The following is a 20,624-nucleotide window of genomic DNA, read 5'->3' on the forward strand; positions in this document are numbered from 1 at the left end:
GCTGCTTGAAGCGCTCCCGGTCTTCATCGATCCAGCTGGCACCCGCGCACCGGTGGATGGTCCCGCGCACCATGGTCAGCGTGGCGGCGGGCTGTTCGGGGCTACCGCAGCCAGCGCCGCAAAACGCTGCAGGTGGTGGTCGGCGCTGCCGAACAGGTTGCAAAAGAGGGTGAGACGGCGGAAGTAGTGGCCAATGTCCAGCTCCTCGGTCATGCCCACCCCGCCGTGCAACTGCACCGCCTGCTGGGCGACGAAGCGAGCTCGCTCGCCAATGGCCGCCTTGGCGGCCGACACGGCGCGCGAACGAGTCACCGCATCAAGATGCTCGGCATGCAAGGCCGCCATCAACACCAGGGAGCGAGTGGCTTCGACGGCGGCAAACATATCGACCAGACGGTGCTGGATAACCTGGAAGCTGGCAATCGGCACGTCAAATTGTTTGCGCGTACTGACGTATTCGCCAGTCTTTCGCAGCAGCGCGCCCATCGCGCCCAGGGCATCGGCGCAGGCGGCCACAATGCCCAGATCGATCAAGTGCTCCAGCAGCGCAAGGCCTTCGCCTTCGGTGCCGAGCAGCGCGCCCTCGCCGAGCACGACATCGTCGAGCCGGAGATCGCCGGCCCGGCTGCCGTCATAGACCTTGTACCCCGTCACCTGCACCCCCGGCGTGCTGGCCCCGACCAGAAACAAGCTGATCCCCTGGCGCTCATTGACCGCGCCCGACGTCCTGGTCACGACGACAAAGCCGTCCGCCCAGGGCGCGCCCAGCACGCCGCTCTTGCGACCCGACAGCACCCAGCCACCGCCCTTGGCCGTGGCGCGGGTCTGCACATGGGCGAGGTCGTGACGCGCATCGACCTCGGTGTGCGCCAAGCTGAGAATGAGTTCGCCCGAAGCCAGTCCTGGCAGCCACGTCGAGCGCTGCGCCGGGCTGCCTGCGCGCGCCACCGCCTGCGCACCGAGCACCGTGCTGGCAAGGTAGGGTTCTACCGCCAGCGCCGCACCCAAGGCCTCGGCGACCTGGATCGTCTCGACAATGCCTCCGCCGAAACCGCCATCCGCTTCGGGCAGGGCCACGCCCAGCCAGCCGAACTCGCCGAATCGCCGCCAGTGCTCGCGGCTCATGCCAGGCTCGGAGGCGACGATTTTGTTGCGGGCATCGAAACCGTACTCGGCGCGCAAAAATTTCTGCGCCGCGTCACGCAGCATCGTTTGTTCTTCAGACAAATCAAAGTTCATGCGGTTTCCTTTAGCGTGCGCCGCCGGCCAGAAGCATCTTGGCCAGTACGTTCTTCTGCACCTCGTCGCTGCCACCGTAGATGGTGGCAGCGCGTGAGAAGCAGTAGCGCGGCATCGCATGCGCGTAGCGCCCGTGGCCCAACTCGCCGCCCTCGTGCCAGGGCCACGCCATCTCGGCGGCGATTTCCACGTCCAGCTCGGACAAGGTCTGCTGCACCGCCGTGCCCATGGTCTTGAGCAGTGAGGATTCCGGCCCCGGTGCCTTGCCTGCGGCGGTGGCCGCGAGCACACGGAAATTGGTGTATTCAAGCGCCATCAGTTCAATCTCGGCACGCGCCAGCTTGAGGCGCATCGCGCCATCCTCGGCCAGCGGTCGGCCGCCCGAGCGGCGCTCATCCGCTGCGGCATACAGGTTGGCCAGATGCGCCTTGCAGTCGGCCACGCCGGCGATGCTGGTGCGCTCGTGCGTCAGCAGGTACTTGGCGATATCCCAGCCCTGGCCCTCACGGCCGACCAGGTTTTTCCGGGGCACGCGAACGTCGGTGAAGAACACCTGATTGAGGTGATGCTCGCCGTCGATCGAGACGATGGGCTTGACCTCTATGCCAGCACGGTCCATCTCGATCAGCAGGAAGGAAATCCCTCCCTGCTTTTTCCCGGTGCTGGATGTGCGCACCAGGCAGAACATGTGGGTGGCCCAGTGAGCGTAGGTGGTCCAGATTTTTGAGCCGTTGACGATGTAGTCGTCGCCATCGGCCACGGCCGTGGTCTTCAAGCTGGCCAAATCCGAGCCTGCGCCCGGCTCGGAATAGCCCTGGCACCACCAGTCGTCACAGCGACGGATACGCGGCAGGTACTGCGCTTTTTGCTCAGGCGTTCCAAAGGCGATCAGCACCGGCCCGAGCATGATTACCCCCATCGACAGGCCCACCGGCGCGCTGGCCGCCGCGCGTTCAAGGTCAAAGATGTAGCGCTGCGTTGGCGTCCAGCCCGGCCCACCGTGCTCCTTGGGCCATCCGGTGACCAGCCAGCCTTGCGTGTCGAGTCGGCGCTGCCATTGAACGATGTCGTCCTTTTGCAGCATTTCTCCGGTGACGGTCTTGCGCTTGAGATCGGCTGGCGTGTGGGTCTTGAACCATGCGCGAACCTCTTGCTGGAACGCTCTGTCTTGCGGGCTGAAATCGATGTCCATCGTGTGCCTCTGTGCGCTGGTGATGTGCGTTTCAGATCGAGATGCCGCCGCCGCAGATCAGGGTCTGGCCGCTGACGTAGTTCGATTCGGGAATGCACAGCAGATAAACCGAACCAGCCGCCTCCTCGGGCGTTCCGCCGCGACCCAGCGGAATGGTGCGCTCCATCATTTCCAGCAGATCAGGATTGACACCAACCTTGATCTTGTGGCCTTCAACATCAATCGAGGCATCGCCTGCGGCCGAAGCTTCGGTCAGCCGCGTCTTGATCATGCCGAAAGCGACAGCATTGACGTTGACCTTGTAGCGCCCCCACTCCTTGGACAGCGCCTTGGTCAGACCGATGATGCCGGCCTTGCCGGCCGAGTAATTGGCCTGGCCGGCATTGCCGCCGGTGCCGGCGATGGACGAGATGTTGACCACCTTGCGGAACACTTCCTGCCCTGCTTCGGCTTCCTTGCGCGAAGAGGCACGAATGAACTCCGCGGCCGCGCGCAGAATCTTGAACGGCGCGGTCAGGTGCACATCAATGATCGCATTCCATTGCTCGTCGGTCATCTTCTGGACCACGTTATCCCAGGTGTAGCCGGCGTTGTTGATGATGATGTCCAGGCCGCCGAAGTTGTCGATCGCGGTCTTGACGAAGCGATCAGCGAAGCCGTCGGCGGTGACGCTGCCTACGCAGGCCACGGCGGTGCCGCCGGAGGCCTTGATATCGGCCAGCGTCTGCTCGGCCGGCGCGGCATCGAGGTCATTGACCACGACCTTGGCTCCTTCACTGGCGAGCTTCATGGCGATGGCGCGCCCAATGCCGCGACCCGATCCGGAGACGATCGCGACTTTGCCTTCGAGTTTCTTCATGGTGTGTGTCCTTGCTTGTGAATGAATCGAAAAGAGATAGAGCTCTCGACCGCCCTTCGGTGGTCCGTCAGTTCAGGGCCACCAGAGCCTCGCCCGCCAGCGTGATTTCACCCGTGGCCTTGGCCGCGCTGATTTGAACGCGCACGCAGGGGCGACCGGCGTGGTTGAGCTTCTCGACCACCTTGCCGCTGCAGCGCACGCGGTCACCCAGGTGGGTCATGGCTGCAAAGCGAACGCCATAGCTGAGAATCTGGCGCTGCGGCACCCATTCGGTGAGTGCACGCCCCAGATACGCCATCGACAACATGCCTTGAGCAAACACGTCCTTCATGCCCGCGCCACGGGCGAAGTCGATATCGATGTGGATCGGATTGTGGTCTCCCGATGCACCGGCGAACAGGGCCAGAGTGGTGCGGGTGATGGGTGGCAACTCCAGCACGGGCATGTCATCACCGACCTGGATCATCTTTATTGGAGAGTTCATGGATATTTCCTTCAGGCGTGGCGCACGACGATCACCGCGTGCAAGTCGGCGACATGCTCGCCGAACTGATTGGTGACTTTCGTGTCGTTGACGACAAACTCGAGCGCGCCATCCTTCTTGTCGTAGATGTCGGCAACCCGGGTCTGAAAGCGTAGCGTGTCGCCAGCGCACACCGGGGCGTGATAGTCGAAGCGTTGCTCACCGTGCAAAACCTCGCGCAGATCGATCTTGAGCGTGTCGAGCAACTTCATCAACACGCCCGAATCGCTCTCGGCACCAAAGATAAAGGTCGGTGGCGCAACAACGCTGCGGTAACCGGCGGCCTTGGCGGCGGCCTCGTCGAAGTAAATCGGGGCGGCGGCACCGATCACCTCGGCAAAGAAACGGATGCGCCCCTTCTCCACCTCCCACAGCGTCGGCGGCACCTCGTACCCGATGAATTTTTTGTCAATCATGGCATTCAAGCTCCGGCTTTCCTGTGGTGACGCTCAAGCGGCCTGGTAGAGCGTGACGACGCAAGCGCCGCCCAGCCCAAGGTTGTGCTGCAAGGCCACGCGCGCGCCCGCCACCTGGCGTTGATCCGCCGTGCCACGCAGTTGATGGGTCAGCTCAAAACATTGCGCCAGGCCCGTTGCACCCAGCGGATGACCCTTGGATAACAGGCCACCCGACGGGTTGGTGACGACCTTGCCGCCATAGGTGTTGTCGCCGTCCAGCACGAACTTCTCTGCGCCACCCAGGGGACACAGGCCCAGAGCCTCGTAAGTCAGCAGTTCATTCTGTGCAAAGCAGTCGTGCAACTCGACCACATCCACGTCGTCCGGCCCGATGCCGGCTTGCGAATAGACTTTTTGCGCCGCATCGCGTGCCATGTCGAAGCCGACCAGACGCATCATGTCGCGCGATTCGAAGGTGCTGGGGAAGTCTGTGCTCATCGACTGGGCGCGGATGGAGACGCGGGTGTCTAGCCCATGCTTCTTGGCAAAGGCTTCAGAGCAGATAACCGCGGCGGCGGCACCACAGGTCGGCGGGCACGCCATCAAGCGCGTCATCACACCGGGCCAGACGACAGGTGCGTTCATCACGTCGTCAACACTGACCTCCTTGCGAAACAGCGCGAGCGGGTTGTTGGCGGCATGGCGGCTGGCCTTGGCACGAATGCGGGCGAAGGTGTCCAGGCGGGTGCCGTATTTGTCCATGTGCGCCTTGCCCGCACCGCCAAAGTAACGAATCGCCAGCGGGATTTCCGGGTGGCCCACCAGTTCGGCGGTGGTGCGATCGAATTCTTCAAAGGGCGTGGGCCTATCCTCGAACTGAGCCTTGATGGCACCTGCGGCCATCTGCTCAAACCCCAAGGCCAAAACGCAATCGACCGCCCCGCTTTCCACCGCCTGGCGCGCCAGAAACAGCGCGCTCGAACCGGTGGAGCAGTTGTTGTTGACATTGACAATCGGTATGCCACTCATGCCCACTGGATACAGTGCGCGCTGACCGCAGGTGGAATCACCATACACGTAGCCGACGTAGGCCTGCTGAATCATGGGGTACTCGATGCGCGCGTCGGCCAGCGCCTGGCGCACAGCCTTCTCCCCCATCACGTGATAAGGCTCGCTGGCACCCGGCTTGGTGAAAGGAACCATGCCGACGCCGGCGACGATGACTTTATGACTCATGACTCTCTAACTCCTCAAATTAAGCGTCGGCTGACGCGGATGAATGGCCGGGTTGCAGGCGGCGCGACCGGATGGTTGCCAACGCGGCAGCGCCAAGTGAACGTGTACGCAATGAAGTCTACCTAACGCTTGACAGTTTTGCAATGCCCCAGTAAATTCACACTGAGCTAAAGATTTGCATCGACGCCGGTGGATCGATCTGGCGGGTGTCGTAACTCTTTGATCCACAACCCAAACACTGATTGACACCCCGACATGGTCGCTCCTCGCAGTTTCGCCCTCTCCGCCGATGACCGCGCCGTACTCGACGCTGCGGACAAGTTCGCCCGCAAGGAATTTGTACCGCTCGCGCGCCGCATGGACGACGAGGAATGGTGGCCTTCGGATATTTTTCAGAAAATCGGCGCGGCCGGCTTCATGGGCGTCACAGTACCCACGGAGCATGGCGGCGCAGGCATGGACTTGTTCAGTTCGGGCCTGATCTGCCAGACCTTCGCGCGTTGGAACCCTGCCATCGCGCTGTCGTGGGCGGCGCACGACAACCTGTGTGTCAACAACATTTATCGCAACGCCAGTGAAGCGCAGCGCCGCCAATACCTGCCCGGCCTATGCGACGGCAGCAAGATTGGCGCGCTCGGCCTGACCGAACCCGGCGCCGGCTCGGATGCACTAGGTGCCATGCGCACCAGCGCACGCCGTGAGGGCGACCACTACATCCTCAACGGCACCAAAATCTACATCACCAACGGTCCGGTGGCCGATGTGCTGCTGGTCTACGCCAAGACCGCCCCGGAACTCGGTGCCAAGGGCATCTCGGCCTTCATCGTCGAAAAGGACTTCCCCGGCTTCAAAGTGGCGCAAAAACTGGTCAAGATGGGCTTTCGCGGCAGCCAGACCGGAGAGCTGGTGTTTGACAACTGCCGCGTGCCGGCGACCAACCTGGTGGGCAAGGAAAATGAGGGCGTCAAAATCGTCATGAGCGGGCTCGACCTGGAGCGCGCGCTGGTGGCCGCGCTGTGCGTCGGTATATGCGAGCGCGCGCTCGAATTAGGCGTCGAATACGCCAGGACACGCGTGCAGTTCGGTAAACCTATCGGCAGCTTTCAGATGGTGCAGGCCATGCTGGCCGAGATGTATACCGAAACCGAGGCAATGAAGACCCTCGTCTGGCGCACGCTGGCCGAGGTCAACGATCTCGAGGTCGGCAGCGGCGGGCGCGGCGCGGCGCACAAGATCACCGCGGCGTCCATCCTGTACGCGGGTGAGGCCTGCAACCGCATCCTCAACCATGCCGTACAAATTCACGGCGGCAGCGGCTACATCTGGGAGTCCGAAATCAACCGGCTGTTCCGCTGCATCAAAATCCTCGAAATCGGTGCGGGCACCTCCGAGGTGCGCAAAATGATCATCGCAGAGGAACTGCTGCGCAACTGATTCCCTACTGCATTGCCAACAACCGTGCCCGCGCCTTGCCTGAGGCAGGACGCACAACGATTCCATAAGGACATAAGGAGACAACGAACATGGCAACCCCCTCCACCATCCTGTTCGAACAGCGCGGCGCCACGGCCTGGATCACGCTGAACCGGCCCGAGGCCATGAACGCGCTCTCCGACGCCATGTGCGCCGAACTGCTCGAGGCCACCGAGCGCTGCGAGCGCGATACCTCGATCCGCGTGATCGTGCTCACCGGCGCCGGACGCGCGTTCTGCGCGGGCGCCGACCTCAAGGGCGTATTCGAAAACAAGCAAAGCAGCCCAGGCCCGCGCGACCCCATGGGCGAGTTCCTCGACCTGGTCAACCGCATGATGGACAAACTGCGCTTTTGTCCCAAACCGACCATTGCAGCACTCAACGGTCTGACCATTGCCGGCGGGCTCGAGTTGGCCATGGCCTGCGACCTGATGCTGGCCACCGAGAGTACGCGCATCGGCGACGCGCACGCCAATTTCGGCGTCTTTCCCGGTGCCGGCGGCGCGGCCATCCTGCCGCGGCGCATAGGGCCGACGGCGGCCAAGTACCTGCTCTTCACGGGCGACACCATGCCCGCACGCGACCTGGTGCCGCTGGGCCTCGTGAACCGTGTCGTGCCCGACGCCGAGTTCGTACCCGAGGTCGAGAAGCTCGCCGCACGTATCGCCAGCAAGAGCCCGCTGGTGCTGCGCCGCATGAAGCAGACCGTGGCCGACGGGCTCGAGCAGCCGCAAGCTGCAGCGCTGCGCCTGGAGCGCCTGGTGCTCGAGGCGCACAGCCATTCGCACGACATCCAGGAAGGCCTCGCAGCCTTCGTCGGCAAGCGCACGCCCGACTTCAAGGGCTATTGAACCCCGGCTGCGGCGCGAGCGCCCAAAGTGGATCGCGCCGGCCACGGCAAAGTATTTTTTGAGAAATCAATCCCGAAAAGATAGCTGCTTACGCTTTATTCACAAGCATCGAATGCCTATTTTTATCATCCATTATTGCTATTGTTTTTGAAACTCAGGAGCCCTCCATGAGCCACACCCAGCCTCCCGTTTACATCGCCGGCATCGGCATGACACCCACCGGCAAGTTCCTTGACAAGAGCATCAAACAGCTCACGGCCGACGCTGTGCATGCGGCGCTCGCGGACGCGGGCCTTTCGGTAGCCGACATCGAATCGGCCTTTTTCTCCAACGCCACACAAGGCGCGCTCGAGGGGCAGACCATGGTGCGCGGCCAGATCGCGCTGCGCACCATGGGCTTCGAGGCCATTCCCATCTTCAACGTCGAGAACGCCTGCGCGAGCGCAAGCTCGGCGTTTCACCTCGCAGTGCAGTACGTGCGCTCGGGCGCGGGCGAGATCGCGCTTGCCGTGGGCGCCGAAAAAATGTTCTGCGCCGACAAGGCCAAGATGTTCAGCGTGTTCGACGGTGCCTGGGACGTCTCCACCGTCGAGCAAAACAAAAGCACGCTGCTGCAAATGGGCCACGGCGTCGTGCCGCCCGAGGGCAGTACGTCCAAGGCGCCGTACAGCCTGTTCATGGACATCTACGCGGCCTTCGGGCGTTTTCACATGCGCGAGTTCGGCACCACGCAGCGCCAGATCGCCGCGGTCTCGGCCAAGAACCACGGCCACTCGGTACACAACCCGCTCGCGCAGTACCGCAACGCCTACACCATCGACGAAGTGCTGGCTGCGCCGCCCATCACCTACCCGCTCACGCTGCCCATGTGCGCGCCCGTGAGCGACGGCGCTGCGGCGGCCATCGTCTGCTCCGAAGCCGCGCTCGCCAAGCTCGCGCAGCGCCAGCGCGCAATCCGCGTGCTCGCCTCGGTGATCGCCACGGGCACCAACCGCCGCCCCGAAGACGTGGGGCAGCACCTCACCGTGCGCGCCGCCAAAAAAGCGTATGAAATGGCCGGCGTCGGTCCCAAGGACATCTCCGTGGCCGAGGTGCACGACGCCACCGCGATCGGCGAGATCATCCAGAGCGAAAACCTCGGCTTTTGCGCCTTCGGTGAGGGTGGCCCGCTCGCCGAGCGCGGCGAAACCACGCTCGGCGGACGCATCCCCATCAACACCTCGGGCGGCCTCGAATCCAAGGGCCACCCCATAGGCGCGACCGGCATAGGCCAGCTGCACGAACTCGTGCAACAGCTGCGCGGCGAGGCCGGCGCGCGCCAGGTGCAGGGCGCGCGCCTGGCGATTGCCGAAAACGGCGGCGGCCTCTACGGCTTGGAAGAAGCCGTGGCCGCGATCACCATCCTGGGCCGCTGAAGCGGGGCGCGTCATGAATCCACGAGACAAAGTCGCCATCGTCACGGGCGGAGCCTCCGGGCTGGGCCGCGCAGTCGCGCAGGCCTTGCACGATGCGGGCGCAAGCGTGGTCTTGTTCGACCGCAATGCCGAACTTGGGACGCAGGCCGCCGCCGAGCTTGGGCAGCGCGCGCTGTTCGCGCAAGTCGATGTCACGAGCGAAGAGCAGGTGCAGGCAGGTCTGGACGCTGCCATGGCGCGGTTTGGCGCCGTGCATATCTGCGTCAACTGCGCCGGGGTTCCTGACGCCGCCAAAACCGTGTCTGATGGCAAACCCTTTCCGCTCGCGGTCTGGCAGAAGGTGATCGCGATCAACCTCACGGGCACCTTCAATGTACTGCGGCTGGCCGCCGTGCTCATGGCGCGCAACACCCCCGAGGGCGAAGAGCGTGGCGTGATCGTGAATCTTTCCTCCGGCGCCGCACACGACGGCCAGATGGGCCAGGCAGCCTATGCCGCCAGCAAGGCCGGCGTGATCGGACTCACCTTGCCCGTGGCGCGCGACCTGGCAGAGCACGGCATACGCTGCGTAGCCGTGGCTCCAGGGCTGTTCGACACGCCCATGGTCGCGGGGCTGCCGAAAAAAGTGGCGCAGGCCATCGTCGATCGCATGGTGCTGTTCCCGCCACGCATGGGGCGCCCTGCGGAGCTCGCCCACCTGGTGCGCAGCGTCGTGGAAAACCCCTACATCAATGCCACCTGTCTGCACATAGACGCCGGTGCACGCATGAGCGCCCGCTGAGCGTTCCATGCTCACATCGCCCTCTCCTTCCTCCATCCCACCCCTGTCCCGCAGCCCATCATGAACTTTCTGCCCACCGAAGAACAACGCATGGCCGTCGAAGGCTTCACCCGCTTTCTCGAAGACAAACTGCGCCCCATCGTGCAGCGCTACCAGCCCGACAAGCTCATCGAAAAAGAGCGCATGCTCGAGATTTTCCAGATGATGCTGCCCTACGGCATGGGCGGCAACGGCCTGATCTCGGAAGAAAACGGCGGCATGGGGCTCTCCTGGCTGACCTACGCGCTGATGTACGAGCAGCTCGCGCGCATCTCGGGCGACGTGGCCATTTCGCTCTTGATCCAGCAACTCGGCGCGTATTCGCTCGAAGTCTGCTCGAACGACGCCATGCGCCAAAAATACCTGCCACGCATGGTGCGCGCCGAGATCATCGCGTGCAGCGGCATCAGCGAGCCGGGCGTGGGCTCGAACGTGGCCGAAGTCACCTGCCGCGCACAGCGCGACGGCGACCACTACATCGTCATGGGCGAAAAAACCTGGATCTCGAACGGCCACTACTCCGACTTTTGCATGGTCATCGTGCGCACCTCGAGCGAAGGCTCGGGCAACCTCTCGATGATCCTCGTGGACCGCGCCGAGCACGGCTACGAAAGCCGCAACATCGACAAGCTCGGCCTCAACAGCACCTCGACCGCGCAGCTCTTTTTCGACCACGTGCGCGTACCCGCCGAAAACATGATGCTCACGCCGGGCGCAGGCCTCAAAAACACCATGGTGCTGTTCGAAAAAGCCCGCCCCATGGTGGGCCTGACCTCGATCGGCATCGCGCAGGCCGCGCTCGACAAGGCCGTGGCCTACGCCAAGGAACGGCGCCAGCACGGCAAGCCCATCGGCGGCCACCAGTTGATCCAGGGCATGCTGGCCGAGGCCGCCACCGAGCTCGACGCCGCGCGCCTGCTCGTGTACCGCGCGTTTAACCTGATTGACCACGGCGTGCGCAGCGAAATACAAAGCGCCATGGCCAAATGGTATGCCACCGAGATGGCGGTGGACGTAGCCTCCAAAGCCCTGCAGGTGCACGGCGGCAACGGAATCACCAAGGAGTTCGGAGTGGAATTGCTGTTCAGAAACGCCCGCATGATGCCCATCCCCGATGGCACGACGGAGATTCAAAAACTCATCATCGGCCGCGCGCTGACCGGCATCAATGCCTTCTCCTGATCATTCCTGCTCCATGGACAAACACACCTCTGCGGGAGCCGGCAAGGCCACCGTGCTGCAAGCACAAAACGTCACCCTGCGCTTCGGCGGTGTCACCGCGCTGTCCGAAGTGTCGGTGGATGTGCGCGACGACGAACTGCTCGCCATCATCGGCCCCAACGGCGCCGGCAAGAGTTCGCTCATGAACGTGCTCAGCGGTTTTTACCTGCCGCAGGATGGCACGGTGCATTACCGCGGCAAAAGCATCAAGGGCCGTGCGGTGCACCAGATTGCGCGTGACGGCATCGTGCGCACCTTCCAGGGCACGCACCTGTTTTCGAACATGAGCGTGATCGACAACATCCTCGTGGGCCGCTACAGCCTCATGCGCTCGGGCCTGCTGCAGTCCTTCCTCTACTTTCCGTGGACGCAGCGCGAAGAGTCGCAGCACCGCGAGGTGGTCGAGGACATCATCGACTTCCTTGAAATCGAAAGCATCCGCCACCAGCCCGTGGGCACGCTGGGCTACGGGCTGCGCAAGCGCGTCGACCTGGGCCGCGCACTCGCGATGGAGCCCCAGGTCTTGCTGATGGACGAACCCATGGCCGGCATGAACACTGAAGAAAAAGAAGACCTTGCGCGCTTCATCATCGACGTGCGCGAAGCCAAGCACATCCCCGTGGTGCTCGTGGAGCACGACATGGGCGTGGTCATGGACTTGGCCGACCGCGTGGCTGTGCTCGACTTCGGCCGCAAGATCGCCGACGGCACGCCCGCGCAGGTGCAGGCCGACCTGGCCGTGGTCAAAGCCTATCTGGGAGCCGCGGCATGAGTGTTCGCCCCTCCACCCCCGCGGCCGTGCACGCCATTCCCACGCTGCCGCAAACCCTGTTAGCACACGCACAAAACCACCCGCAGCGCCTGGCTCAGCGTGTCAAACGCAAGGGCATCTGGCGCACCTACACCTGGGGCGACGTGTTCGAGCGCGTGCGCAACATCTCGCTGGGCGCGGCGGCGCAGGGCCTGCTGCGTGGCGAGACCGTCGTCATCATCGGTGAAAACGAACCCGAACACTTCTGGGCACTGTTCGCCGCGCAGTCGCTCGGCGCCAAGACCGTCTCTGTGTATCCCGACGCCACGCCCGACGAGCTCCACTACCTCAGCGAAGACTCCGAGGCGCGCTTCATCTTCGCGCAAGACCAGGAGCAGGTGGACAAGGCGCTCGCGGTGCTCGACCGTCTGCCCGACATCCGCGGCATCGCGTATTGGGACGACGCGGGCATGTGGTCGTACCGGCACCCTCTGCTGCACTCGCTGGACGCCTTGAGCGCCGAAGGTGCGCGCCAGCATGAGCGCCAGCCCCAGCGCTTTGCGCGCGAAATCGCCGACGGCCAGGCCGACGACCTGGCGCTGCTGACCTACACCTCGGGCACCACGAGCAAGCCCAAGGGCGTGATGATCAGCCACCGCTGGCTGAGAGACAACGCCCTGCGCATGAAGAGCGCGCTGCCGCTGCAAGAGGGCATGGAATACCTCTCGTACACGCCGCTGGCCTGGGTGACCGAGCAGTTGCTGGGCGTGACGCTGGGCCTGATCACGCCCCTGGTGGTGAACTTCCCCGAGGCGCCCGACCAGGTCTTGCCCAACCTGCGCGAGCTCGCACCGCACATCGTGCTCTTCGGCCCGCGCCAGTGGGAAAACATCGCCGCGACCATCGAAGCACGCATGCTGGACGCAGGCTGGCTCGCACGCCGCATCTATCGCTGGGGCTTGCGCGTGGGCCAAGACGTGCACGTGGCGCGGCTCGAAGGGCGCGCGGCGCCGCTTACCTCGCGCCTGCTGCTGCCGCTGGCCGAAGCGCTGGTGCTGCACCCTCTGCGCGACCAGTTCGGCTTCATCCACAGCAAGATAGCCGTCTCGGGCGGCACGGCCATGGCGCCCGATGTGTTCCGCCTGTTTCACGCCATGGGCGTGGGCCTGCGCAACATCTATGGCTGCTCGGAATTCGGCCTGATCGCCGGCCACCGTGGCCAAAGCTACGACCTCGAGACCGTGGGCCCGCTGCTCGACGTCGATCCCACCTTCGGCGAACCGCTGCAGGCGCGCATCGCCGACAACGGCGAGCTGCAGCTGCGCGGCGGCACGGGGTTTCTGGGCTACTGGCACAAGCCCGACAAGACGGCCGCCATCCTGCGCGACGGCTGGTACCTCAGCGGCGACGCGGTGCGCCAGACCGAGCGCGGCGAGCTCGTCTACCTCGACCGCGTCGAACACCTCGTCAAACTCGCGAGCGGCCACCTGTACCCGCCGCAGTTCATCGAGACGCGGTTGCGCTTTTCGCCCTACATCAAGGACGTGATGGTGCTCGGCGACGCTACCCGCCCCTGGGTCGGCGCGCTGATCAACATCGACATGGCCGTCACGAGCCGCTGGGCCGAGGAGCGGCGCATCGCGTTCTCGACCTTCACCGACCTGTCGCAACGCCCCGAGGTGCGCGAACTGGTGCGCGAGGAGATCCGCCGCATCAACCAGTTCCTGCCCGAGGGCTCGCGCGTGGTGCGCTTTGCCAACTTCCCCAAGGAGCTCGACCCCGACGAAGGCGAACTCACGCGCACGCGCAAGCTGCGCCGTGAGTTCCTCGAGGTGCGCTACCGCGCGCTCATCGAGGGCCTGTATGCGGGTGCTGCTGACATTCCCTGCGAGATCGCCGTGACCTACCAGGACGGCCGCCAGGGCGTGCTGCGCGCCACCGTCGTCGCCACCGATATCGCCCCCCCAACCGCACAGGAGCGCAACACCCGGAGTGCCCAAGCATGATGACCGAATTCTTCAACTACGCTCTCAATGGCGCCCTGCTCGGAATGCTGTACGCGCTCGTCGCCATGGGCTTCGTCGTGATCTACCGCGCGAGCAAGGTCTTCAACATGGCCGTGGGCGAAATGATCGTGCTCGGCGCGTTTTTGCTCTGGTGGGCGATCCAGTCGCGCGGCCTGCATCCGGCGCTGGGCATAGGCGTTGCGCTGCTGATCGCGGTCGTGGTCGGGTTGCTCATCGAGCGCTTGCTGTTCAGACGCCTGATCGGCGAGTCGGTGTTCTCCATGATCATGGTCACGATCGGGCTCTTGATCCTCATGCGCGGCCTGGTGCTCGTGATCTGGGGCCCGCAAGAGCGCCAGTTCCCGGCGATCTTTCCGCTCGCGCCGCTGATCGTGTTCGACATGATCGTGCCGCGCGCGCTCGCCGCGGGCGGCGTCATCGCGGTGCTTGCTGCGCTGGGGTTGCACTGGTTTTTCAACCACAGCCGCAACGGCCTGGCCATGTCCGCGGTGGCCGAAGACCACCAGATTGCCCTCTCCATGGGCATCAGCGTGCGCCGCTCGATCGCCTTTGCCTGGGCGCTCGGTGGCGTACTCTCGGTCGTCACCGCCATGGTCTATCTGAGCGGCAAGTCGCTCACCTTCCTGTCCTCGGAAATCGGCTTTGCCGCGCTGCCCGTGGCCTTGCTCGCGGGCCTCGAGTCGATCGCCGGCCTGCTGCTCGCCGGTCTCATCGTCGGTATCGTGCAGGGGCTCACTGCAGCCTACATTGACCCACTGATCGGCGGCAACGCCGCTGCGGTGGTGCCCTACATCTTCATGCTGGTGGTGCTGGTGGTGCGTCCTACCGGCATGTTCGGCTGGAAACGCATCGAAAGAGTCTAAAAACATGGATCCCTCTGGCATCTTTCCCACGAGCTACGCGCAAGACCGCGCGCTGATACGCACGCGCCCGCAATGGGTGATTTTCTGGCTGTTCGTCGCTTTGCTCTTTTTGTACCCCTGGCTGGCATCGGCACGCCTGGTGGCCGTGGCCAACCTCATGCTGGTGACCTCCATCGTCGTCATTGGACTGCAGATCACCACGGGCTACGCCGGGCAGATCAACCTTGGCCAAGCGGCCTTCATGGGCGTGGGCGCCTACGCTGCGAGCGTGATTGCCACCAAGACGGTGCTGCCCTTTTGGATCGCGGTTCCCGTGGGCGGGCTGGTAGCAGGGTTCGCAGGCTGGCTGTTCGGCCTCACGGCGGCGCGCATCAAGGGCTTTTACCTGGCTTTGACCACCATTGCGGCGCAGTTCATCTTCCACTTTTTGGTGCTGAACCTGCCCTCGGCCTGGCTCGGCGGCGTGACCGGCTTTAGCCTGGAGCCCGCGCGCCTGGGCAGCATAGTGTTCGACACCGACCGCTCGCTCTACTACCTGTTCCTCGTCGTCACTATGGTCATGGTGTTCGGTGCCTTCGGCATCCTGCGCAGCCGCCACGGCCGCGCCTTCGTGGCCGTGCGCGACGACGACGTCGCTGCGGGCATGATGGGCATCGACGTGGCTGGTGCCAAGTCGCGCGCCTTCGTGCTCGGCGCGTTCTATGCAGGCATAGGCGGCGCTCTGTGGGCCTACCAGGTGCGCTACGTCTCGGTCGATCAGTTCACGCTGTTCCACTCGATTTGGTTCATCGCGATGATGATCGTGGGCGGCCTGAGCTCCATCGTCGGCGCTGTGCTAGGTACGGTGCTGATCCGCGGCGTGCAGGAGACCATCACCAGCCTCGGACCCGATCTGGTCGAGCGCATTCCCAGCCTCAGCAGCGACCTGATCTTTGCCAGCATGAACGTGTTCCTCGGCCTCATCATCACGCTGTTCCTGCTGCTCGAGCCCAAGGGTCTGATGCACCGCTGGAACATCCTCAAACTTAACTACCGGCTCTGGCCGTTCCATCACTGACTTGTTGAAATCCACGCTTTCCCCACTGCAACTACCAGGAGACATTTATGCAACGCCACACATTCCTCAAAGTCTCGGCGGCACTGGCCGCAGGCTTGGCTCTGAACGCCCCGGCGCTGGCCCAGACCAAGACCATCAACATCGCAGGCTTGGCCGATTTCGCCGGTCCTTATGCCAACGTCATGCCCGAAATGGCGGGCGGACGGGCCGCAGTGTTCGAGTGGTGGAACAAAGAAGTTGGCAGCAAGCTTAATGTGCAGATCGCCGTCAAAACATTCGACACCCGCTACGACGTCGCGCAGACAGCGAGCCTGTGGCCTGGCATCAAGGCCGAGCTCAAGCCCGTGGTCGTGCTCGGCCTGGGCGGCCCCGACGCTGCGGCGCTGCAGCAACGCCTGCCCGAAGACAAAATTCCCATGCTGTTGGCCACTGCCACCTACGGCTTCGGCTGGAAACCCAACCAGTGGGCTTTGAACCTGCGCCCCACCTACGCGCACGAGTCGGGCGGCTTCATCGAGTGGTATCGCAGCACCAAACTGGAAGGCAAGCGCCCAGTCAGGGTCGGCATCATCACGTCGGAAGCCACGCCTGCCTACGCCGACATGGCCAAGGGTCTGCAAAGCTTTACAAAAGCGCACCCTGACAAAGCCACCTTCGTCGAGGCCATCTGGACCGAGGTGCAGCCCACCGACGTCACGCTGCCCGTGCGTCGTCTGGCCAACGCCGGAACCGACCTAATCGTGATCCAGACCAACACAGCGCAAGCCGTGGCCACCAAACGTGCGCTACAGGCGCTGGGCAAGAACATCCCCATCGTGCTTTCTCTGCACAATGGTCTCGCTGCCTCGGCCAAAGCACTGGGCAGCCCAAGCGGCTTTGTCGGCGACTACGAAGTTGGCGCCATCGCCGACGCGAGCGAGAGTGACACGCCAGCGCGCAACTTCTACCGCATGCTGCAAGAAAAATACGGTCTCAAGTCGGGCTGGAACGCTATGACCATCATGGGCATGGCACAAAGCATCGCCGCCGCGCGCGCCATCGAGCACACGATCAAGAGCAAAGGTTTCGACCAAGTGACCGGCCAGGCAGTGCATGACACCCTCATGAAATCCCAGTTCACCAGCGCCGATCTCATGGGCATCCTGCCGGGCATGGATTTCAGCCCCGAAAACCCCTTCCCCACAGGCAGCTCCAAGCTCAACATTGTGACCATGGAAAAAGACGGCAAGGCCGTCCGTGCCGCTGGCGACGTGTCAATCCCGACGGTGCCCAAGTGGTAATGTCGCAGGTTCAAACAGGGGCCGGGGCCGCTGCCCCGGTCGCACTGCTCACGCTCTCCAACGTCGAGGTACTTTATTCAGAGGTCATCCTCGCGCTCAAGGGCGTGTCGCTGCAGATTCCTGCGGGCGGCTGCGTCGCGCTGCTGGGCGCCAACGGTGCGGGCAAGAGCACCTCGCTCAAAGCCATCTCGGGAGTGATCGACTCGGAAGACGGACGCGTTTCGGGTGGTTCCGTCACCTTCGAAGACCGGCCCATTCACGGGCTGGATCCGGCGACCGTGGTGCGCAGCGGGCTCGTGCACGTGATGGAAGGCCGGCGCGTGCTGCAGCACATGACGGTGGAGCAGAACCTCATCATCGGCGGGCACATGTTCCCGTCTGCAGGCGCGATGCGCCAGGCGCTGGAACGTGTCTATGAAGCCATCCCGCGCCTGGCCGACCTGCGCAAGCGCACCTCGGGCTATCTTTCGGGTGGCGAGCAGCAAATGCTCGTGATCGGCCGCGCCATCATGGCCCAGCCCAGGCTCATGCTGATCGACGAGCCCTCGCTGGGCCTTGCGCCACGCATGACCGAAGAGGTCTTTGCCGTGCTGCACACACTGCGCACGCAAGGGCTCGCACTGCTGATCGTCGAGCAGAACACGCGCGTGGCGCTCGAAATCGCCGACTATGGCTACGTCATGGAAAGCGGGCGCATCGTGCTCGAAGGCCAGGCGCAGGAGCTCCGAGACAATGAGGATGTGCGCGAGTTTTACCTCGGCCTGGACCGCGAAGGCGCACGCAAGAGCTTCCGCGACATCAAACACTACAAGCGCCGCAAACGCTGGCTCGGCTGAGACTGAAATGCTGCCGCAGCGCCATCGAACCCAAGGAGAATCTTCATGAGTGGCCCTCTCAAAGGCTTGAAAGTCATCGAATTCGGCGGCATCGGCCCAGGCCCTTTTTGCGCCATGATGCTGTCGGACATGGGCGCAGACATAATTCGCCTCGACCGCAAGGCCGACAAAGGCAAGGACCGCGGCCAGGGCACCTTTCTGGCAAGCGGCCGCCGCGGCGTCCTGCACCGCGGCCGGCGCTCAGTTGCGGTCGACCTCAAAGACCCGCAGGACAAAGAAAAAGTGTTGCAGCTGATCGATGGCGCAGACGCCATCATCGAAGGCTATCGCCCCGGCGTGATGGAGCGCCTGGGCTTTGGGCCCAAAGTGCTGCTCGCGCGCAACCCGCGTCTGGTGTATGGGCGCATGACGGGCTGGGGCCAGGACGGGCCACTCGCACAGACTGCGGGACATGACATCAACTACATCGCCTTGTCGGGAGCGCTCAGCATGATCGGGCGCGCCGAAGGCGGACCGGTGGCACCGCCGGCCATGGTTGGCGACCTCGGCGGTGGCGGCATGATGCTCGCGTTCGGCATCGTTTGCGCCTTGCTCGAAGCGCGCACGTCTGGCCAAGGCCAGGTGGTCGATGCCGCGATCACCGACGGAGCAGCCCTGCTCACCTCCATCGTCTGCGACCTCAAAGCCATAGGACTTTGGAAAAACGAACGGCAAGCCAACCTTCTGGACGGTGGCGCACACTTCTACGACACCTACGAGTGTGCAGACGGAAAGTGGATTTCAATTGCCGCGCTGGAGCCACAGTTCTATACGTTATTCTTGGACAAGCTCGGCATCAGCGCCCCCGAATTCGAAAAGCAACGCGATCCAGCAGCTTGGCCGGCACTCAAACGCCAGGTCACCGACATCTTCCGCAGCCAACCGAGCGCGCACTGGTGTGCCTTGCTAGAGGGTACCGACGTCTGCTTTGCACCGGTGCTGACGCTGGAAGAGGCAGCCCGCCATCCGCACAACGCGGCTCGCAAGACGTTCTTTGAGCGAGACGGCGTCCTGCAGCCTTCGCCGGCCCCGCGATTTAGCCGAACGGCTCCGGATCGGCCGGCACCCGCGCCGTTTATCGGGGAGCACGACGACACAGAGGTCACAGGCGCGACCTGATGCAATTGACGATCTCGATCCAGGCCTGAGGTGCTTCTCTTCGCTGACGCTGCTGCATAAGTGCAGCCACAAAGGTTGGTGCCGGCAGCTGTTCGTCATAAGGCCGAACTTCACATCGCGCCCCGACGAAGTAGGCAGCCGCTTTTTCAGCGGGCCGCGTCCATCCAGAGCTTGGCTGAGCTAACTGGACACAATACAGACGCTGCTACCCCGCAATGCGCTCATCGCCTGCCATCGCGGGCTGACGGTGCCAACACAGTTTGTCTGGTCGGACTTGTTTCGGACCGTAAAACGGCGTACTGTCATGATCGACCCGAGTTCGAACCTGCTGTGCTTGGTTCAACGGCAGTAACCAAGCCCACAGGCCACATAGAACACAACTTCTCTTGTGTGAACGGCGCGCGTTCGCGCAAGACATTTTGACCCTACATCTGGGGTCAAATAGCCGCTGAATCCCATCCGTTCGCGCCTGATCCACGGGCCTCTCTGCAAGAGAAACTGGCCCCTGATGGCGATTTCAAGTAAATCTCGCCCGTGCTTGCCTTCAGTGCTGGAGTCAGCAATGACAAAACGGCAACGGGTCGGAGCGCGCACGGCCGCCAGTGACTTCACTGCGCCACAGGTCGACATCATCCAATGGGTCGCGGTCGATGAGGCGGCGTTGTCTCCAGCAAGGCAGCGGCAGTTTCGAAACCGCAAGCGTGCCATCGTCCTGTACCTGAACGGGGCCAACGAGGCCCAACTGCTCCAGGAAACCGGCCTGAAGCGGCGCAACGTCTACCGCATCATCGTCGAGCGGTGCCTCCAGCAGCAGGAGGACGGAACGCTGCTGGGCTGGCGAGGTGCATTGCCGTTTCTGCGGATCAAAGCCTACACCCGCGAGACACCTCCAGTGATCAGTCCATGGGGCGGCGGCGCTGCCGGCGCCCTCCAGTGGATCTTCTCTTCACCAGGCGGCCAAGACCTTGAGACCCGCTTTCGCCGTCACATCCTCATCAAAGGGCCCGCCCTGGCAACAGTCAAGCAACCCAGGCAGGTGCTTGTTCGGTGGTTCATTGAGGAGCTGCGCAAGCTCGGCTATGAAGAGCGTGGGGAGTGGCCGTTCAACGTGGATCGACTGGGCTACGTCACGATCAACACCTTCATTTCCAAGGTGCTTGCGCAGATCCCCAACGCCAGCGCGAGATCCTGGGAGGGAAGGACGCCGTTCGCAAGGCCCGCGCAGGTGACGGTGTCGAACGCCCAAGGCTTCAGGTGTTCGGGAGAGTCGAGTGTGACGCCCACAAGCTGGATACGCGCATGGTGGTGATGGTCCCATCTCCTCACGGCGGTACCGAGCCGCGCAAGATTCATCGGCTTTGGGTGGTCGTCATCATGGAGGTGGCGTCCCGCGTGGTGCTGGGCTACCACCTGAGCCTGCGCCGG

At 63.6% G+C, this 20,624-nt stretch carries 19 protein-coding genes; 13 read left to right on the forward strand and 6 right to left on the reverse strand.

The window, feature by feature from the left end:
• Positions 1 to 75: 75 nt before the first annotated feature.
• The 6 genes from WJU18_RS03795 to WJU18_RS03820 all read right to left on the reverse strand — a co-directional run bounded on the left by WJU18_RS03795 (position 76) and on the right by WJU18_RS03820 (position 5,447).
• A complete protein-coding gene (locus tag WJU18_RS03795) occupies positions 76 to 1,239 on the reverse strand; it encodes an acyl-CoA dehydrogenase family protein (RefSeq protein WP_423458842.1) in 1,164 nt (387 codons plus the stop codon).
• A gap of 10 nt (positions 1,240 to 1,249) precedes the next feature.
• Entirely contained in the window at positions 1,250 to 2,431 is a 1,182-nt protein-coding gene (locus WJU18_RS03800; protein ID WP_423458843.1) for an acyl-CoA dehydrogenase family protein, read from the reverse strand.
• 31 nt (positions 2,432 to 2,462) lie between these two features.
• Positions 2,463 to 3,290: an SDR family NAD(P)-dependent oxidoreductase gene (locus WJU18_RS03805; RefSeq protein WP_423458844.1), complete on the reverse strand. Its 828-nt coding sequence runs from the start codon at positions 3,288 to 3,290 to the stop codon at positions 2,463 to 2,465.
• 67 nt (positions 3,291 to 3,357) lie between these two features.
• On the reverse strand, positions 3,358 to 3,774 hold the full coding sequence (locus WJU18_RS03810) for a MaoC family dehydratase (RefSeq protein ID WP_423458845.1): 417 nt from the start codon (positions 3,772 to 3,774) through the stop codon (positions 3,358 to 3,360).
• 11 nt (positions 3,775 to 3,785) lie between these two features.
• The gene (locus tag WJU18_RS03815; RefSeq protein WP_423460929.1) at positions 3,786 to 4,229 is read right to left on the reverse strand and encodes a MaoC family dehydratase N-terminal domain-containing protein; all 444 of its coding nucleotides are present in this window, start codon (positions 4,227 to 4,229) and stop codon (positions 3,786 to 3,788) included.
• Positions 4,230 to 4,262: 33 nt separating this feature from the next.
• Positions 4,263 to 5,447 (reverse strand): lipid-transfer protein, encoded by a 1,185-nt coding sequence (locus WJU18_RS03820; RefSeq protein WP_423458846.1) that lies wholly within the window; start codon positions 5,445 to 5,447, stop codon positions 4,263 to 4,265.
• A 255-nt stretch (positions 5,448 to 5,702) separates the two neighbouring features.
• Between WJU18_RS03820 and WJU18_RS03825 the strand changes: the two genes are divergently transcribed.
• The 13 genes from WJU18_RS03825 to WJU18_RS03885 all read left to right on the forward strand — a co-directional run bounded on the left by WJU18_RS03825 (position 5,703) and on the right by WJU18_RS03885 (position 20,508).
• Entirely contained in the window at positions 5,703 to 6,881 is a 1,179-nt protein-coding gene (locus WJU18_RS03825) for an acyl-CoA dehydrogenase family protein (RefSeq protein ID WP_423458847.1), read from the forward strand.
• Positions 6,882 to 6,970: 89 nt separating this feature from the next.
• On the forward strand, positions 6,971 to 7,771 hold the full coding sequence (locus WJU18_RS03830) for an enoyl-CoA hydratase/isomerase family protein (protein WP_423458848.1): 801 nt from the start codon (positions 6,971 to 6,973) through the stop codon (positions 7,769 to 7,771).
• Between the two features lie 167 nt (positions 7,772 to 7,938).
• A complete protein-coding gene (locus tag WJU18_RS03835; protein WP_423458849.1) occupies positions 7,939 to 9,186 on the forward strand; it encodes a thiolase family protein in 1,248 nt (415 codons plus the stop codon).
• 13 nt (positions 9,187 to 9,199) lie between these two features.
• The gene (locus WJU18_RS03840; RefSeq protein ID WP_423458850.1) at positions 9,200 to 9,967 is read left to right on the forward strand and encodes an SDR family NAD(P)-dependent oxidoreductase; all 768 of its coding nucleotides are present in this window, start codon (positions 9,200 to 9,202) and stop codon (positions 9,965 to 9,967) included.
• Positions 9,968 to 10,027: 60 nt separating this feature from the next.
• Positions 10,028 to 11,188, forward strand: coding sequence for an acyl-CoA dehydrogenase family protein (locus tag WJU18_RS03845; RefSeq protein ID WP_423458851.1), 1,161 nt, complete (start codon positions 10,028 to 10,030; stop codon positions 11,186 to 11,188).
• Positions 11,189 to 11,201: 13 nt separating this feature from the next.
• Positions 11,202 to 11,999, forward strand: coding sequence for an ABC transporter ATP-binding protein (locus tag WJU18_RS03850; protein WP_423458852.1), 798 nt, complete (start codon positions 11,202 to 11,204; stop codon positions 11,997 to 11,999).
• Entirely contained in the window at positions 11,996 to 13,984 is a 1,989-nt protein-coding gene (locus WJU18_RS03855) for an AMP-dependent synthetase/ligase (RefSeq protein WP_423458853.1), read from the forward strand. Before WJU18_RS03850 ends, WJU18_RS03855 begins: the two co-directional genes overlap by 4 nt.
• A complete protein-coding gene (locus WJU18_RS03860; protein ID WP_144734941.1) occupies positions 13,981 to 14,868 on the forward strand; it encodes a branched-chain amino acid ABC transporter permease in 888 nt (295 codons plus the stop codon). Before WJU18_RS03855 ends, WJU18_RS03860 begins: the two co-directional genes overlap by 4 nt.
• 4 nt (positions 14,869 to 14,872) lie before the next feature.
• Positions 14,873 to 15,925 (forward strand): branched-chain amino acid ABC transporter permease, encoded by a 1,053-nt coding sequence (locus tag WJU18_RS03865; protein WP_423458854.1) that lies wholly within the window; start codon positions 14,873 to 14,875, stop codon positions 15,923 to 15,925.
• 47 nt (positions 15,926 to 15,972) lie between these two features.
• Positions 15,973 to 17,205: an ABC transporter substrate-binding protein gene (locus tag WJU18_RS03870; protein ID WP_423458855.1), complete on the forward strand. Its 1,233-nt coding sequence runs from the start codon at positions 15,973 to 15,975 to the stop codon at positions 17,203 to 17,205.
• Entirely contained in the window at positions 17,205 to 18,041 is an 837-nt protein-coding gene (locus WJU18_RS03875) for an ABC transporter ATP-binding protein (protein ID WP_423458856.1), read from the forward strand. Before WJU18_RS03870 ends, WJU18_RS03875 begins: the two co-directional genes overlap by 1 nt.
• Before the next feature lie 45 nt (positions 18,042 to 18,086).
• Entirely contained in the window at positions 18,087 to 19,199 is a 1,113-nt protein-coding gene (locus tag WJU18_RS03880) for a CaiB/BaiF CoA transferase family protein (protein ID WP_423458857.1), read from the forward strand.
• Positions 19,200 to 19,761: 562 nt separating this feature from the next.
• Positions 19,762 to 20,508 carry a hypothetical protein gene (locus WJU18_RS03885; RefSeq protein ID WP_423458858.1) on the forward strand — a complete coding sequence of 249 codons (747 nt, stop codon included), beginning with the start codon at positions 19,762 to 19,764 and terminating at the stop codon, positions 20,506 to 20,508.
• The last annotated feature ends 116 nt before the right edge of the window (positions 20,509 to 20,624 follow it).

Origin of the sequence: Ottowia sp. VDI28 (genome assembly GCF_049532675.1) — a bacterium.
Classification (GTDB): domain Bacteria; phylum Pseudomonadota; class Gammaproteobacteria; order Burkholderiales; family Burkholderiaceae_C; genus Ottowia.

Coding starts and splice junctions, on each gene's coding strand:
- WJU18_RS03795 (WP_423458842.1), bottom strand. CDS start 1,239: ATGAACTTTGATTTGTCTGAAGAACAAACGATGCTGCGTGACGCGGCG.
- WJU18_RS03800 (WP_423458843.1), bottom strand. CDS start 2,431: ATGGACATCGATTTCAGCCCGCAAGACAGAGCGTTCCAGCAAGAGGTT.
- WJU18_RS03805 (WP_423458844.1), bottom strand. CDS start 3,290: ATGAAGAAACTCGAAGGCAAAGTCGCGATCGTCTCCGGATCGGGTCGC.
- WJU18_RS03810 (WP_423458845.1), bottom strand. CDS start 3,774: ATGAACTCTCCAATAAAGATGATCCAGGTCGGTGATGACATGCCCGTG.
- WJU18_RS03815 (WP_423460929.1), bottom strand. CDS start 4,229: ATGATTGACAAAAAATTCATCGGGTACGAGGTGCCGCCGACGCTGTGG.
- WJU18_RS03820 (WP_423458846.1), bottom strand. CDS start 5,447: ATGAGTCATAAAGTCATCGTCGCCGGCGTCGGCATGGTTCCTTTCACC.
- WJU18_RS03825 (WP_423458847.1), top strand. CDS start 5,703: ATGGTCGCTCCTCGCAGTTTCGCCCTCTCCGCCGATGACCGCGCCGTA.
- WJU18_RS03830 (WP_423458848.1), top strand. CDS start 6,971: ATGGCAACCCCCTCCACCATCCTGTTCGAACAGCGCGGCGCCACGGCC.
- WJU18_RS03835 (WP_423458849.1), top strand. CDS start 7,939: ATGAGCCACACCCAGCCTCCCGTTTACATCGCCGGCATCGGCATGACA.
- WJU18_RS03840 (WP_423458850.1), top strand. CDS start 9,200: ATGAATCCACGAGACAAAGTCGCCATCGTCACGGGCGGAGCCTCCGGG.
- WJU18_RS03845 (WP_423458851.1), top strand. CDS start 10,028: ATGAACTTTCTGCCCACCGAAGAACAACGCATGGCCGTCGAAGGCTTC.
- WJU18_RS03850 (WP_423458852.1), top strand. CDS start 11,202: ATGGACAAACACACCTCTGCGGGAGCCGGCAAGGCCACCGTGCTGCAA.
- WJU18_RS03855 (WP_423458853.1), top strand. CDS start 11,996: ATGAGTGTTCGCCCCTCCACCCCCGCGGCCGTGCACGCCATTCCCACG.
- WJU18_RS03860 (WP_144734941.1), top strand. CDS start 13,981: ATGATGACCGAATTCTTCAACTACGCTCTCAATGGCGCCCTGCTCGGA.
- WJU18_RS03865 (WP_423458854.1), top strand. CDS start 14,873: ATGGATCCCTCTGGCATCTTTCCCACGAGCTACGCGCAAGACCGCGCG.
- WJU18_RS03870 (WP_423458855.1), top strand. CDS start 15,973: ATGCAACGCCACACATTCCTCAAAGTCTCGGCGGCACTGGCCGCAGGC.
- WJU18_RS03875 (WP_423458856.1), top strand. CDS start 17,205: ATGTCGCAGGTTCAAACAGGGGCCGGGGCCGCTGCCCCGGTCGCACTG.
- WJU18_RS03880 (WP_423458857.1), top strand. CDS start 18,087: ATGAGTGGCCCTCTCAAAGGCTTGAAAGTCATCGAATTCGGCGGCATC.
- WJU18_RS03885 (WP_423458858.1), top strand. CDS start 19,762: ATGACAAAACGGCAACGGGTCGGAGCGCGCACGGCCGCCAGTGACTTC.